Origin of the sequence: Maribacter hydrothermalis (genome assembly GCF_001913155.1) — a bacterium.
Taxonomy (GTDB): domain Bacteria; phylum Bacteroidota; class Bacteroidia; order Flavobacteriales; family Flavobacteriaceae; genus Maribacter; species Maribacter hydrothermalis.
This window is the reverse complement of the sequence record NZ_CP018760.1, coordinates 3,041,159-3,055,431: the sequence shown is the minus strand read 5'-3', so window position 1 is coordinate 3,055,431 and position 14,273 is coordinate 3,041,159. Positions and strand designations below refer to the sequence as shown.

Sequence of the window (14,273 nt, the reverse complement as noted above, 5' to 3'; positions counted from 1 at the left end):
AAAATGGACGTAGGATTATTTACAGTAAATAACGTATGGATGATGGTAGCTACCGCATTGGTATTTTTCATGCACACAGGTTTTGCTTTTCTAGAAATAGGACTTACAAGACAAAAAAATACAATCAATATCTTATTTAAAAACATCTTTATTATAACAGGAGGCTTACTTCTATATTATGCTTTTGGCTTTAATTTAATGTACCCAGGATTTGAAGATGGCGATATGGGACTATTAAAATTTGCAGGATTCGGAATTGCAGCTCCTGAAGGCGGAATGACGGCTGAATATGCAGATGGCGGTTATACCTGGTGGACAGATTTTCTTTTTCAAGGAATGTTTGCGGCCACCGCAGCAACAATTGTATCTGGAGCTGTAGCAGAGCGCATGAAAATTGGTTCTTTCATGATTTTCACAGTAGTATATGTGGGTATAGTTTATCCTATTGTTGGTGCGTGGAAATGGGGTGGCGGATTTTTAGACTCATGGGGATTCTATGATTTTGCAGGTTCAACATTAGTACACTCTGTAGGCGGATGGGCCGCCATAGTAGCTATATTCTTATTAGGCTCAAGAATTGGGAAATTTGGCAAAGAAGGTAAACCAAACGCAATACCGGGCCACAGTATACCAATGGCAACCGCTGGCGTACTAATATTATGGTTAGGATGGTTCGGTTTCAATGGTGGGTCAGTATTATCTGCAGATCCAGAATTAACTTCATTAGTATTGGTTACCACAAGTTTAGCAGCTGCTGCAGGCGGGTTCGGGGCCATGATCACTTCTACCATATTACATAAGAATCTTGATTTAACAATGTTCCTCAACGGTATACTAGGTGGATTAGTGGGTATTACCGCCGGTGCAGATTTAATGTCACCGAACGAAGCTGTTGTTATTGGTTTTATTGCCGGAGCTATAATAGTAGGTGGGGTAGCTTTAGTGGACAAAATTAAATTAGATGACCCTGTAGGTGCTGTAGCTGTACATTTAATTTGTGGAATTTGGGGAACTTTAGCTGTAGGTATTTTTGGAAACCTGGCTAGTGGTGCTCAATTCATGACCCAATTATATGGCGTACTAATTGTCGGTGGATTTTGCATAATAACTTCTGGGATCATCCTAGGAACCTTAAAAGCAACAATAGGCCTTAGGGTTTCAAAAGAGGAAGAAATTGAAGGTTTGGATATTCATGAGCACGGCATGGATGCTTATGCCGACTTTAGAATGAACGATCACTAAATAAAAAAATACGGAGCGTTTTGCAGAACGCTCCGTTTCATAACCATTCTACAAATTTATTCTCTCAAATTAATTAATCCCAAACGGGAATTAAAAACAAAATTTATGAAAACGATTATAATTACAAAATACGTAAAAAATATCTTTACCACTACATTAATGCTTTTTGTTATTTCAGGAATAATTGCTCAAGAAGAAGTTGAAGAAAAAAAATTCTCTATCAGCGGATCTATTGATGCATATTACAGAGCAAACTTAAGTGCAGGAAATGGTATTGACGCTCAAGCCCCTGGTAGTTCATTTGCCAATTTACCTGGTTTCTCCTTGGGTATGGCAAATGTTATAGCTGGATATGAAGGCGAAAAAGTAGGTTTCGTTGCAGATTTAGTTTTTGGTCCTAGAGGTACAGATGCAATTTTTGCATCTCCAATGTATTCAGCAACAGGTGATATTGTAAATCAACTATATGTGTATTGGGATATAAGTGACAAGGTCACCTTAACTTTTGGTAATTTCAATACATTCTTAGGTTATGAAGTTATTTCACCAGCAGCTAATTTTAATTATAGTACATCTTATTTGTTCTCATATGGTCCATTCTCACACACTGGTCTAAAAGCAGATTTTGCCTTATCTGATGACTTTAGCCTAATGTTAGCGGTAATGAACCCTACAGATTTAACCGAGTTCAATCCAACTGGACAATATACGTATGGCGTTCAACTTGGATATAGTGGTCAATATGCAAACTTATTATTGGACAATGGTTCTTTTGAAATAGATTACACTGGTGGATTTGACTTATCGGATGACTTCTTCTTAGGTCTAAATGCTGCCTATTTTAGTGGAGACGAAGAAGACGGTATCGGAAGTTTTGCAGGTGTGGCAGTTTACCCGCAATTAGCAACTTCTGAAAATTTCACCATAGGACTAAGAGGTGAATATTTTGCTGAAACTGATTTATTTGGTGCTATAGGCGCTGTTGATGCTGAAGGTGATGCTAGTGTTTTTGCCGTAACCCTTACAGGAAGTGCTACAATTGGCAACTTAATTATTAAGCCAGAATTAAGACTAGACAGCACATCTGAAGATACTACATTTGTAAACGGTGACGGAGAAGCTATGAGTAGTCTTTCATCATTTGTTCTTGCAGCAGTCTACTCTTTCTAAGCAAAAAAATAATTGTTGATTTTATAGTTTAAGTTTTAAAACTCGGTATTTAATACCGAGTTTTTTTATTTCAATATTCAATACTTAAACGCCTTTACACCTACCCTAATCTCAGTATTTAAATTATTTATGGCCGGCACTAACGGACAGCTAAACTTCTTGTTATATGCGCAATATGGGTTATATGCCTTATTAAAATCTAAAATTATGGTGTTCCCTTTAGGTATTCTTAAATCTAAATAACGTCCGCCACCGTATGTTTCCTCTCCATTGGTATCATCCGTAAAAGGTAAAAACAAGTAATCTTTGTATTTTTCTTGTGTAATTAATTCAGGGGTTTGGTAAATTTCTAGTTGTTGTTGTTTTCCGTTCAATGTAAATTTAGCTATTCCATAAAGCACCTCTGTAGATTCCCTTTCAGTAGTAGTTGGCATAGAAAACGGTAAAGCATCAGGAGTTCGAACAAATTCTGCGACTATCACATAATTGGTATCAGGCTTAAAAAAATCCAAGGTTTCAAAATCTGCCCGAAATCTATCTGCTAAAGGTGAAGTTTCGGGATTCTTGAATTCCGCATTCAATTCTTCTTGAAACAATAAAATATCTGCCAATTTATCCGAAACCACACTTGCCTTAATATCATTTTTTGAGTCATGATATTTCTTTTCTTGTCCGCATGAAATAAATACACTAAAAACCAAAACCGCAATAAATACTTTCATTCTTCTTCGTTTACCCTTCAAAAATACAATTTATTCACTGCATTTATTTTACATATAATTGTACTTTAGAACCAGATATAATATCATATGAAATTTATACCCTTTTTACTTCTCATTTCATTTATTTTTTTAAGCTGTAATCAGAAAAATTCATCCTCTAATATAAAAATAGCAAAAAAGGGTACTAGAGTTATCCCAGAGCTAAACCCCGAAAGTTACAATGTAGCTTTTTTAATTATGGACGGCACTTACAATACAGAATTTACCGCACCTTTTGATATTTTTCAACATACTAAATTTAGAAAAGGCATTAAGGCAATGAATACATTTACGGTTGCAAATACACTAGACCCGATCACTACCTTTGAAGGTGTTCGTATTTTACCGGATTATGATTATACAAAAGATGATTTACCTAAAATTGATATTTTAGTAGTTCCCAGTGCAGAGCATTCAATGGGTAAGGACTTAACAGATGAGTTAATGATCAATTTCATTAAAACCACTGACGAAAACGCTTTGTATATGACCAGCCATTGCGATGGCGCTTTTCCTTTGGCAAAATCGGGAATACTAGATTCTGTTGCATCTACAACTTTTCCTAGTGATGTTGAAAATTACAGAAAAATGTTCCCAAATCTTGATATTAAAGATAATGTGTTATTTGTTCATGATGAAAAATATATTACCTCTGCTGGTGGCGCTAAAAGCTTTGAAGCCGCCCTTTACTTATGCGAAATTCTTTATGGAGAAGAGATTGCCAAATCGTTAGCTAAAGGATTAGTCATAGATTGGAATTTAGAGCAAGTTCCTCACCTTACTGTTCAATAATATCGTAGCGAGCCTTTTTTAAATACTTTTCCACAAGTTCGTTAAATTCTGGTGTTATACGAAACAAAGCCGTATGCTCTAATTCATAAAGCTCATTTTTATTGGTATATCCATTTTTCAAAAGCTCCTCTAAATAAAATAGTGCAGTCCCATAATCTTCCATTTGGGCACTTGTAGAAATCACCTTTAGATACGGCGAAAAATCTAAAGGTGCAGTAATAGTTTTAATCATATACAATAAATTCAAAGCCTCTAAATCAACTTGTTTATCTGCTTCAATAAAATCAATATTATCTGAAATCAATGCGTTTATATAGCCTCTTAATCTACTGGACATTTGGCGTTCAAACAACACCGTGCTTTTATCTAGTTTAGCTAAATCTTCCATCTGAAATTTCCACCACCCTAAGTTGGCATAATTATATGATAAGATATCTTCTTCTAAATAATAACTATAATCCTCTTTTAAAAAATCTTCTTTTAAAAAGTAGCTATTCTGACTTCTGTTTGCTCTTCTATAGGCCATACTTCTTCGCAAAGACTTCTGAGACGTTTTAAGAGAATCTATATCAATTAAGGGATTAAAAATCTTCTCTATATCTAACATTTGATATGTTGCCAAAATAGGTTTGTCATTAGAAACAAAGCTATTTGCATTTGTTAAAAACTTAGTATAAGAATCAGTTATTAAACTATCATTGCGTAAAACATCACCTTTTGCCATACTTGTTAAGGTTAGCATTCTAAATGCGTTTGCAATAGTTTCAGTATCCGGCAAAATGCGATCATTGTCAAAAACCAACAATTGATTAATAAATTTTAATTTATTTAAATAAGCACGTGTAGTAAGCATACTTCTAAAGTTGTAATCCAATCGACTAACAATACCTACAAATTGAAATGTTTGCTTAGAACTTAAAATCTCTACATTGCCTACAGATGCACCAATTGAAACAACACCTTTAATCTCCTTTATAAAAGTTGGCAAAACAGATGCAAACATAGCCCCACTGCCAAAGCCAGCGGTATACGTCCTATTTTTAGCAATTGGCACCGTATTTATTACCGCATTAAACATTCTGTTGGCTATTAAAACATTAGCAGAAATTGAAAGCGAATCATTAACATTATCTGAACTTGCCAATATATAATTTTCTTTTTCGGCCGCTTGCATTAACATAGAAACAGAAGCCTTTCCATTGCCCTTTAAATCAAACACAAAAATTACGGGCAAAGGTTGCCCCAATTTAAAGGTTGAAGGCAAATAGAGTGAATATGTTTCTTTTAGTGAATCATTTACTGCTATATTCTCCGTAATTGCTCCTTTTAAAAGTCTCACTTCTTGAGAAAACCCAGAGCACGATAATAAGGCAAAAGCAAGGAATAGTATTTTTTTCATTATATTTTTTTCATCAAAAATCTAGCCAAAAATGAAATATCATTTTAATTACTATACATTTTATAGGCAATCCCAAAATGAAACAAGACAACCGCAACGTTTCAGCACATTATAAATTTATTTTATTTTATGCATTGGGGCATTAGAAATAACTTGCGACAGCACAATATGCGTTCTAGTTTCTCCATATTGTATTAGTTGATCAATAAACTTCTCCAGATGAAATTGATCCTTTAAAACCACCTCCATAACAATATTTTCATTTCCAGTAATCCTATAACAATTTATAACTTCATCTAATGTAAGAACTACGGCCAAAAAAGGTTTTAGTTTCCCCATAAAAGCTCTCAATGTTATTATTGCTTTCAGCTGATGACCGGTAAGTGCATGAGATACGGATACTTTATAACCTTTAATTATTCCTAAATCCTCCATTTTCTTTACACGTTCTGCTACTGCAGGAGCTGTGAGGCCAACAGCACGACCAATATTTGCAAAAGATTCTCGTGCATTATTATGTAACTGTTTCAGTATTTTCCAATTAAGCTCATCTATCTTTGGATTCAAAAGTATATGTATTTAAAAATTAACGTAACTAAAGTAAATTTACAAAATACATTTAAAATCAATAGAAAATAATGAGATAACTAACGTAATTTTATATAGTCCCAATAGTAACGCACAATATGGCTTATCGTAGTTTAAAAAATTTACCCATTTACAGAAAAGCGCTAGAGCTTTGCACCATGAGCAGGGAGATTGCGTCTTATGTATCTTTTAATAAAGACCTTATGAGACTTTACGAATCAAAAAGTCTTAGAGACATTATGGCCAATTCCATTTTAACCGATTCTATTTTAATTCCTCAAAAAATTGCCCAAGTAGAATACTCGAATTGTAATAATGAGCGATTAGAAACCATTTCGTTTATCAACATAATAATACGAAATATAAACTCATACTGTATGGGTTTAGAAAAAGATGGCGTAAAAGAAACTGAATATATTAATTTACTGCGAACAGAAATAAAAAGCTTTAGAAAATCGTATAAAGCGTGGAAATCTGAACACTTATAGTCTTTATTAAATACCCTATTATATAGTTATATAAGCTACTAATCTAAAAATTATCGCCTATTTTTGGTGGCTTAATATTTACACTATTGAAAACTACCATTTTAGTTCATTGCCCAGACCAAGGGGGTATTATAAGTTCTGTTACCGCTTTTATCCATAAAAACAAGGGTAATATTGTTTATCTAGATCAGCATGTTGATAAACCGGCCAATGTATTTTTTATGCGTATGGTTATTGAATTCTCTGATACCTTTTCTGATTTAGAATCTTTTAAATCATTGTTTCAAAAGGAGTTAGCTTCCATATATAAAATGGAATGGAGTTTACATACGGATGACAAATTACCAAAAATGGCCTTATTTGTTTCTAAGTACAACCATTGCTTATATGATTTATTAAGTAGGTACAACTCGGGCGAACTTGCGGTTAAAATACCCTTTATATTAAGTAATCATATAGACCTAAAGCATATAGCAGACCAATTCGAAATTCCATTTTTTCATATACCTTTTAATAAAACAAATAAAATAGAAGCTGAAAAAGAGCAACTGAAACTTCTTAATACATATGAAATAGATTTTATTGTACTTGCAAGATATATGCAAATTGTTAGTGGCAATCTAATTAGCAAATTCCCCAATAAAATACTAAACATTCATCACTCTTTTTTACCTGCATTTGCTGGCGCCAAACCATACCATGCAGCTTTTAAAAGAGGGGTTAAGATAATAGGGGCAACATGCCATTATGTTACTGAAGAATTAGATGCTGGCCCTATAATTGAACAAGATGTCACGACAGTAACACATTCGCACTCAATTGAAGATTTTATTACAAAGGGTAGAGATTTAGAAAAAATAGTCCTTTCTAGAGGCGTAAAACTTCATATTGCCCGAAAAACTATGGTCTACAATAATAAAACTGTTATTTTCTCGTAACCTATTTATGACCCTTTAAATTTTATACTATGATAAAAAAAATGAGCTTAGTTATTGGCATGTTACTCGTAATGTCTTGCCAAGAATTACAACAAGTAGTAAACCAATTACCCGAGTCTACGAGCACGGGCTTAAGTAATGAAGCCATTGCAAATGGATTAAAAGAAGCCCTAGACCAGGGTATTGAAAAACAAGTAAGCAAATTAACTAAGACCGATGGATTTTATAAAAATGAATTAGTTAAAATTCTAATGCCAGAAGAATTACAAAAAGTAGACAAAACTTTACGAGATATTGGTTTAGGAAACTTAGCTGATGAAGGTTTAAAAGTTTTAAATAGAGCAGCTGAAGATGCAGTATCTGAAGCTACTCCAATTTTTGTAAACGCCATTAAGGAAATGTCTTTTACCGATGCAAAAAACATTCTGTTAGGAAAGAATAATGCAGCAACCACTTTTTTAGAAACAAAGACGAATGCAGCTTTGTATGAAAAATTTAATCCTATTATTAAATCTTCATTTAATAAAGTTGGTGCGGATCAAATTTGGAATACTATAATAACAAAATATAACGCAATACCGCTCACAAACAATGTAAATCCAGACTTGACAGATTATGTTACTGGCGAAGCCCTTTCTGGTGTTTACAAAATGATAGCTATTGAAGAAGAAGAAATAAGAACAAAATTTTCCTCAAGAACAACCGATGTACTTAAGAAAGTATTTGCACTTCAAGATAAAAAATAGATTTTTATCAATTGAAACAATAACTTAAAAAATAACACGTTAAAAAAGAAAGAGAACACTTATTAAAGTATTCATTTTCAATTTTTTGAGTTAGTTATTTTTTGAGTTAGTTAGTAAAAAACCGGTGGGAGCACCGGTTTTTATTTTTATAGAAACTCTTTTAAACTTTAAATTTTAGGTAATTAATAAAAGTAAAACTTTACTATTCTAAGACAAATAATTAATCACATTTTCATTAAAGAATTTTGGCTGCTCCACATTAACAACATGACCACAATTTTCCACAACCAAGAGTTCAGAATTCTTATGAAACTTCACAATTTTCTTAATACTAGGTAAAAATAAATAATCTTCTTCTCCCATTACATACAGTGTAGGTATATTGATATCCGCAGATCTAAAAAACCGCAATAACGGATTAATCTCTGACGTAAGTTTAAACCACCTAATAAACTCTTTCTGATACAGTTTCTTTGCCTCCCTAACAAAAAGTGAACGCGATTCTTTATGGTTTTTATTAGGCATAATAATGAATGCAAAAAACTTATACAACCATAAATAAGGTATAATAGTTTTAAAAACAACCCCAAGTTTCATTAAAATTTGAGACCTAAGGTTTAATTTCATTATGGCTCCGCCCATTACCATACTTTCCACTCGATCAGGATAGTTTTCCGCTAAATTTCTAATTAAAATAGTGCCTAAGGAAATACCTACAAAATGTGATTTCTTAATGTTTTCAAAGTCAATTACCTCAACAATATCATTTGTAATAACATCAAACGTATATTTTTCGTCAAATACATTTTTAAGATTCGGCTTTGAATTACCATGGCCTCTTAAATCTAAAAGCAATACATTAAAATGCTTTTTAAACTCTCTAATTTGTTTAAACCAAATTGAAGAACTACCACCCGCACCATGTATAAAAGTAACCCACACGGTAGATGTTTTATGCTTATATGTTATATAGTGTAGCAATTTAAATTATTCTTTAGATTATGTCAATGTATCAATTCTTTTTCAAATAAGGTTTAAGCATCTTATTATAACGCCATACATCCACTAACTTTTATGATTTTCGCTGGGTATTTGTTAAAAAAAAGACAAATTACCTGATAATTAGGTGAACGACTGAATAGGGTAACATCCAAAAATGCAAACTGAACGTATATTTGTAAGAACTTAAATCTATTATTATGAACAAGCAATATTGCAGAGTAGGATCAGTAACACCAATAGCCGCAAATGCAGATATTATAACAATGTTGGAATATCAATATGAGAATTTTCTTGATAAGGCTAGCAACTTACAATCTAACAATCAATTAGGAGAATTTTTCGAGAAAAAAGCTCAAAAAATTAAAAAAACCCTAGAAGGTTTAGTTTAATTTTAAAATTTCTTTAGCCATCGCTACCTGTAATTCTCTAGCTTTTAGTTCAGCAACTTCTGCGTAATCTTTTTGGTTTGACGCATAGATTATTCCGCGTGAAGAATTTATTAAAAGACCTATGTCTTTAGTTATACCGTAAGTACAAACGTCTTCTAAACTGCCACCTTGAGCGCCCACACCGGGTACTAGCAAGAAACTATTAGGCACTATATTCCTTATTTCCTTAAGGTATTCCGCCTTTGTCGCTCCAACTACATACATTAAATTTTCAGATCCTTTGTATGTGGTAGAAACCGACAAGACCTCTTTATATAATTCTTGTCCATCGGTTATTTTTGTTTGAAAATCAAACGCACCATTATTAGATGTTAGTGCAAGAAGAATAGTATGTTTATTTTTAAATTCTAGAAAAGGCTCAACAGAATCTCTACCCATATATGGCGCAATTGTTATTGAATCAAAATTAAGATCTTCAAAAAAGGCCTTTGCGTATCTGGTAGATGTATTACCTATATCGCCCCTTTTTGCATCAGCTATCGTAAAAATTTCAGGATAGTTGTCATTTAAATATTCAATAGTTTTTCTAAGTGAAGACCACCCTTTAACGCCATAAGCTTCATAAAAGGCAATATTAGGCTTATATGCCACACAAAGATGATGAGTAGCATCAATTATACCTTTATTAAACGAAAAAATGGGATCTTCTTCCTCCAATAAAAATGCCGGAATCTTTTCTAAATCGGTATCAAGACCTATACATAGAAATGATTGTTTTTTATGAATTTGGGCAACTAACTCTTGAGTAGTCATAAATTAAAAAATCTCTGAGGCCTCCCTCAATTTTTCCGTATTTTCCACAAAGCTTAATTCATCAATTATTCTTTGCACGTCACCATCGATTATATTGGACAAGTCGTATAAAGTAAGTCCAATACGGTGATCCGTTACTCTACCCTGTGGGTAATTATACGTTCTAATTTTTGCAGAACGGTCACCACTACTAACTTGAGAATTTCGCTTTGCTGCATCTTCCTCTTGTTTTTTAGCCAATTCCATATCATACAAACGAGAACGTAATACCCTAAAAGCTTTATCCTTGTTCTTATGCTGCGATTTTTGATCTTGACATTGCGCCACTAATCCCGTAGGCAAGTGAGTTAAACGAACCGCTGAATATGTCGTGTTTACCGATTGACCACCCGGACCAGATGAACAGAAAAAATCTATACGAACATCTTTGGGATCTATTTGAACGTCAAAATCCTCAGCTTCGGGCAATACCATCACTGTTGCGGCACTGGTATGTACTCTACCTTGCGTTTCAGTTTGCGGAACTCGTTGAACTCGGTGCACACCTGCTTCAAACTTTAATGTACCGTAAACATCGGTTCCTGAAACTTCAAACTGTATTTCTTTGTAACCTCCACTAGTACCCTCACTAAGGTCTATAACATTGGTTTTCCATCCTTTAGATTCACAATACTTAGTGTACATTCTAAACAAATCTCCTGCAAAAATACTTGCTTCGTCACCACCGGTTCCTGCACGAATTTCAACAACAACATCCTTAGCATCTTCTGGGTCTTTCGGAATCAACATTAATTTTATTTCTTCCTCTAGTTTAGGCAAGCCACCTTTTGCTTCCTCCAATTGCATTTTTGCCATTTCAAGCATTTCTGCATCGCTACCATCTGCAATAATTTCCTCTGCTTCAGCTATATTGTTGGTAAGCTCTAAGTATTCTGAGCGCTTATCCATTAAATTTTTTAGATCCTTATACTCTTTTGTGAGTTTAACATAACGTTCTTGATCTGTAATAATATCTGGTTGAATTATAAGGTCTGAAACCTCATCAAAACGTTGTTTTACGATGTTTAACTTGTCTATCATATGCTTACTTCACTTGTAGCGCAAATTTACGATAAATTTACAGACGTATTAAAGGGATAATGTTGGTTACTCTTAAATATTATTTTATGAAGAATACAGCTTGACTAATTATTTAATTTAGAATAATGCCATTACTTTTATGCATTTTGTTGTTTTCATCAACTATTATCACTTCGGTATCTCCTAATTGATTTATTAGTGCAATACCCGAGTTTAGACCCATAACAAAAATGGAAGTAGCCAAGGCATCTGAAAGTTCAGCACTTTTTGCGAAAACCGACACACTTATAATACCTGTAGCGGGATAACCCGTTTTAGGGTTTAACACATGAGTATATTTTTTATCGTTCACGATCATATAATCCGCATCGCCCCCAGAAGTTGCCACCGAAGATTCTAATATGGGCAACCAAGAAGACACTAAACCTTTACTCTCAGGATTTACTATACCAATAAGCCACTTGTCTCCAGTAGTTTTTGTACCCCAAGTAGTAATATCGCCTCCAATATTTATGATTCCTGCTTTTACTTCTTTCGACACCAATAATGCTTTTGCCTTATCGGCCGCAAACCCTTTTCCTATACCACCAAAAGAAATACGCATATCTTTTTTATTCAAAAACACGGTTTGATCTTTACTGTTTAAAACAATATTCTTGTACCCTACTCTATCCGCGACAGCTTTAACTTCTGTATTGGAGGGCATAGAATGCATTGACCCATCAAATTTCCATATATCTTCTAATGCCGTATATGTAATATCAAATGCACCATTGGTAATTTCTGAAATTTGAATAGACCTTTCTATTAGTTTGTAAAGTTCCCAACTGACTTTTACTGGCTTTATACCTGCATTTTTGTTTATTAAACTTGTTTCAGAAGCATCATCCCACGAAGAAATTAATTTTTCTATTCGCTGAACTTCAATTAAAGCCTCCTGTATATAAATATAGCCAAGCTCTTCATCTAATGACACTACAGTGATATCAAATTTACCGCCCATAACCTCAAAGGTCTTTTTCACGGTTACATACTTTTTCTCCTGACCAAAAACGATAAAGGTCATAAGGCAAAGGATAAAAAGGAAAATTTGCTTCACTTATCTGCTCTATTTAGCGCTGAACTATTATCTAAAGAATGATGTATTAGATTGGTACATAGGTGTAATTTATATAAAGTGAAGTACGCATTATTCGAATACCCTTAATATGGAACCTTCTAAAGAGGTATTATAAATTTTTAACGCTTTTGAAGTACTATTCGGAATTTCATTTAACGGAGTACCGTTTTGAGAAAATCGAGAGCCATGAACATCACAGTAGAATATGCCACCATCTTGATTTACAAAACGAACTTGATCATATTGCTCATGACTACAAATTTGGGTTGCGGCTACAAATTCTCCTTCTAGATTTTTAACTACTACTACTAGGTTTTTTAAGATAAATCCACCATTGTTTGCCAGTTTTGCAGCTTCAGGGGAATTAAGATCTATTGTAAAATCTACATTTGTTGGCGGTGTTACGATCTCCCCATCTGGCTCGTTGTCTTTAGAGCAACTTCCCAAACATGGAAAAGTTATAGCAAAGGCTGCACCCGCCCCTAGGGTTCGTAAAAATTTCTTTCTTTCCATAGCAAAATAGGTATATAATCAAGAACGATACTTTTAAACTATTCGTATGTGCTAATACGTAAAGGTTCCGTACTCGCTCGAAATTGTTAGTTTTTTAGAAACCGATGCTTCTACTCTACCTATTATTTGCGCCTTTACCCCAAAACTTTCGGCTATTTCAATAATGTCATTTGCAATTTCTTGGGATAAATAAAACTCTAATCGATGTCCACAATTAAAAACTTTATACATCTCTTTCCAATCTGTTCCGGACTGTTCTTGTATCAATTTAAAAAGTGGTGGCACCTCAAACAAATTATCTTTCACCACATGAAGCTCATCTATAAAATGTAAAATTTTTGTTTGGGCTCCTCCACTACAATGGATCATACCATGAATATCTTTTGCTTTATATTTAGAAAGTATTTTTTTAACGATAGGCGCATACGTTCTTGTTGGTGAAAGCACTAATTTACCAGCATCTATAGGAGAATCATCAACTTTATCCGTTAATTTTACCTTCCCCGAGTACACTAAATCTTTAGGAACTTCAGCATCATAACTCTCTGGATATTTGTCTGCTAAGTAACTTGAAAATACGTCGTGCCGGGCAGAGGTAAGTCCGTTACTTCCCATACCGCCATTATACTCTTTTTCATAGTTTGCTTGACCAAAAGATTCTAATCCCACAATTACATCACCCGCTTTTATATTGGCATTATCAATAACATCGTTTCTTTTTAAGCGAGCCGTAACTGTAGAATCTACAATTATAGTTCTCACCAAATCGCCCACATCGGCAGTTTCACCTCCAGTAGTATGTATAGTAATACCAAACTCGCCCAAATCTTTTATGAGCTCTTCTGTACCATTTATGATAGCCGAAAGCACTTCACCGGGAATCTTATTTTTATTTCTACCAATAGTGGAAGAAAGCATAATATTATCTGTAGCACCAACACAAATTAAATCATCGATATTCATTATCAAAGCATCTTGTGCAATACCTTTCCAAACCGAAATATCTCCGGTTTCTTTCCAATACATATACGCCAATGACGATTTTGTGCCAGCACCATCTGCATGCATTACCAAGCAATAGTCTTTATCTCCCGTTAGGTAGTCTGGTACTATTTTACAAAATGCCTTAGGAAAAAGACCTTTATCTATATTTTTTATAGCATTGTGAACATCTTCTTTAGAAGCAGAAACCCCTCTTTGCTGATACCTTTCACTACTTGATGTGGACATAA

16 protein-coding genes are annotated in these 14,273 nt (G+C 33.8%); 7 read left to right on the top strand and 9 right to left on the bottom strand.

Annotation, left to right across the window (positions count from 1 at the left end; all coding sequences use genetic code 11):
* The first annotated feature begins 3 nt into the window (after positions 1–3).
* Together BTR34_RS13095 and BTR34_RS13090 are read left to right on the top strand one after the other, a co-directional pair.
* Complete coding sequence (locus tag BTR34_RS13095; RefSeq protein ID WP_068486137.1) at positions 4–1,242, top strand: ammonium transporter; 1,239 nt, start codon at positions 4–6, stop codon at positions 1,240–1,242.
* Between the two features lie 105 nt (positions 1,243–1,347).
* Positions 1,348–2,412, top strand: coding sequence for a porin (locus tag BTR34_RS13090; protein ID WP_068486135.1), 1,065 nt, complete (start codon positions 1,348–1,350; stop codon positions 2,410–2,412).
* Positions 2,413–2,489: 77 nt separating this feature from the next.
* Here the strand turns inward: BTR34_RS13090 and BTR34_RS13085 are convergent, their stop codons facing one another.
* Positions 2,490–3,134 (bottom strand): DUF1684 domain-containing protein, encoded by a 645-nt coding sequence (locus BTR34_RS13085; protein WP_068486133.1) that lies wholly within the window; start codon positions 3,132–3,134, stop codon positions 2,490–2,492.
* 87 nt (positions 3,135–3,221) lie between these two features.
* Between BTR34_RS13085 and BTR34_RS13080 the strand changes: the two genes are divergently transcribed.
* On the top strand, positions 3,222–3,965 hold the full coding sequence (locus BTR34_RS13080) for a DJ-1/PfpI family protein (protein WP_068486131.1): 744 nt from the start codon (positions 3,222–3,224) through the stop codon (positions 3,963–3,965).
* Here the strand turns inward: BTR34_RS13080 and BTR34_RS13075 are convergent.
* Both BTR34_RS13075 and BTR34_RS13070 read right to left on the bottom strand, forming a co-directional pair.
* Entirely contained in the window at positions 3,952–5,364 is a 1,413-nt protein-coding gene (locus BTR34_RS13075) for a hypothetical protein (RefSeq protein ID WP_068486129.1), read from the bottom strand. The genes BTR34_RS13080 and BTR34_RS13075 overlap by 14 nt on opposite strands.
* Before the next feature lie 117 nt (positions 5,365–5,481).
* Positions 5,482–5,931: an Lrp/AsnC family transcriptional regulator gene (locus BTR34_RS13070; protein WP_068486127.1), complete on the bottom strand. Its 450-nt coding sequence runs from the start codon at positions 5,929–5,931 to the stop codon at positions 5,482–5,484.
* A 119-nt stretch (positions 5,932–6,050) separates the two neighbouring features.
* On the opposite strand from BTR34_RS13070, the gene BTR34_RS13065 reads away from it, so the two are divergent.
* The 3 genes from BTR34_RS13065 (at position 6,051) to BTR34_RS13055 (ending at position 8,124) form a co-directional block, all read left to right on the top strand.
* A complete protein-coding gene (locus BTR34_RS13065) occupies positions 6,051–6,440 on the top strand; it encodes a hypothetical protein (RefSeq protein ID WP_068486126.1) in 390 nt (129 codons plus the stop codon).
* 86 nt (positions 6,441–6,526) lie between these two features.
* The gene (gene purU, locus BTR34_RS13060) at positions 6,527–7,378 is read left to right on the top strand and encodes a formyltetrahydrofolate deformylase (protein WP_068486124.1); all 852 of its coding nucleotides are present in this window, start codon (positions 6,527–6,529) and stop codon (positions 7,376–7,378) included.
* Between the two features lie 41 nt (positions 7,379–7,419).
* Positions 7,420–8,124: a DUF4197 domain-containing protein gene (locus BTR34_RS13055; RefSeq protein WP_394333940.1), complete on the top strand. Its 705-nt coding sequence runs from the start codon at positions 7,420–7,422 to the stop codon at positions 8,122–8,124.
* A gap of 207 nt (positions 8,125–8,331) precedes the next feature.
* Here the strand turns inward: BTR34_RS13055 and BTR34_RS13050 are convergent, their stop codons facing one another.
* The gene (locus tag BTR34_RS13050; protein WP_068486120.1) at positions 8,332–9,105 is read right to left on the bottom strand and encodes an alpha/beta fold hydrolase; all 774 of its coding nucleotides are present in this window, start codon (positions 9,103–9,105) and stop codon (positions 8,332–8,334) included.
* 218 nt (positions 9,106–9,323) lie between these two features.
* Between BTR34_RS13050 and BTR34_RS13045 the strand changes: the two genes are divergently transcribed.
* The gene (locus BTR34_RS13045) at positions 9,324–9,515 is read left to right on the top strand and encodes a hypothetical protein (protein WP_068486118.1); all 192 of its coding nucleotides are present in this window, start codon (positions 9,324–9,326) and stop codon (positions 9,513–9,515) included.
* On the opposite strand, the gene pyrF is transcribed toward BTR34_RS13045, so the two are convergent.
* The 5 genes from pyrF to BTR34_RS13020 form a co-directional block, all read right to left on the bottom strand.
* Positions 9,507–10,328, bottom strand: coding sequence for an orotidine-5'-phosphate decarboxylase (pyrF, locus tag BTR34_RS13040; protein ID WP_068486116.1), 822 nt, complete (start codon positions 10,326–10,328; stop codon positions 9,507–9,509). The two genes, BTR34_RS13045 and pyrF, sit on opposite strands and share 9 nt — an antisense overlap.
* A 3-nt stretch (positions 10,329–10,331) precedes the next feature.
* Entirely contained in the window at positions 10,332–11,408 is a 1,077-nt protein-coding gene (gene prfA, locus BTR34_RS13035) for a peptide chain release factor 1 (protein WP_068486115.1), read from the bottom strand.
* A 112-nt stretch (positions 11,409–11,520) separates the two neighbouring features.
* Complete coding sequence (locus tag BTR34_RS13030; RefSeq protein ID WP_082960216.1) at positions 11,521–12,474, bottom strand: FAD:protein FMN transferase; 954 nt, start codon at positions 12,472–12,474, stop codon at positions 11,521–11,523.
* A gap of 123 nt (positions 12,475–12,597) precedes the next feature.
* On the bottom strand, positions 12,598–13,041 hold the full coding sequence (locus tag BTR34_RS13025; RefSeq protein ID WP_068486111.1) for a QcrA and Rieske domain-containing protein: 444 nt from the start codon (positions 13,039–13,041) through the stop codon (positions 12,598–12,600).
* Between the two features lie 51 nt (positions 13,042–13,092).
* The gene (locus BTR34_RS13020) at positions 13,093–14,271 is read right to left on the bottom strand and encodes an AIR synthase related protein (protein ID WP_068486109.1); all 1,179 of its coding nucleotides are present in this window, start codon (positions 14,269–14,271) and stop codon (positions 13,093–13,095) included.
* Positions 14,272–14,273 lie beyond the last annotated feature (2 nt).

Excerpts from the sequence above, each read along its gene's own strand:
- BTR34_RS13090 (WP_068486135.1), top strand. The coding sequence starts at position 1,348 with ATGAAAACGATTATAATTACAAAATACGTAAAAAATATCTTTACCACT.
- BTR34_RS13080 (WP_068486131.1), top strand. The coding sequence starts at position 3,222 with ATGAAATTTATACCCTTTTTACTTCTCATTTCATTTATTTTTTTAAGC.
- prfA (WP_068486115.1), bottom strand. The coding sequence starts at position 11,408 with ATGATAGACAAGTTAAACATCGTAAAACAACGTTTTGATGAGGTTTCA.
- BTR34_RS13085 (WP_068486133.1), bottom strand. The coding sequence starts at position 3,134 with ATGAAAGTATTTATTGCGGTTTTGGTTTTTAGTGTATTTATTTCATGC.
- BTR34_RS13095 (WP_068486137.1), top strand. The coding sequence starts at position 4 with ATGGACGTAGGATTATTTACAGTAAATAACGTATGGATGATGGTAGCT.
- BTR34_RS13075 (WP_068486129.1), bottom strand. The coding sequence starts at position 5,364 with ATGAAAAAAATACTATTCCTTGCTTTTGCCTTATTATCGTGCTCTGGG.
- pyrF (WP_068486116.1), bottom strand. The coding sequence starts at position 10,328 with ATGACTACTCAAGAGTTAGTTGCCCAAATTCATAAAAAACAATCATTT.
- BTR34_RS13055 (WP_394333940.1), top strand. The coding sequence starts at position 7,420 with ATGAGCTTAGTTATTGGCATGTTACTCGTAATGTCTTGCCAAGAATTA.
- BTR34_RS13065 (WP_068486126.1), top strand. The coding sequence starts at position 6,051 with ATGGCTTATCGTAGTTTAAAAAATTTACCCATTTACAGAAAAGCGCTA.
- BTR34_RS13025 (WP_068486111.1), bottom strand. The coding sequence starts at position 13,041 with ATGGAAAGAAAGAAATTTTTACGAACCCTAGGGGCGGGTGCAGCCTTT.
- BTR34_RS13020 (WP_068486109.1), bottom strand. The coding sequence starts at position 14,271 with ATGTCCACATCAAGTAGTGAAAGGTATCAGCAAAGAGGGGTTTCTGCT.
- BTR34_RS13045 (WP_068486118.1), top strand. The coding sequence starts at position 9,324 with ATGAACAAGCAATATTGCAGAGTAGGATCAGTAACACCAATAGCCGCA.
- BTR34_RS13030 (WP_082960216.1), bottom strand. The coding sequence starts at position 12,474 with ATGACCTTTATCGTTTTTGGTCAGGAGAAAAAGTATGTAACCGTGAAA.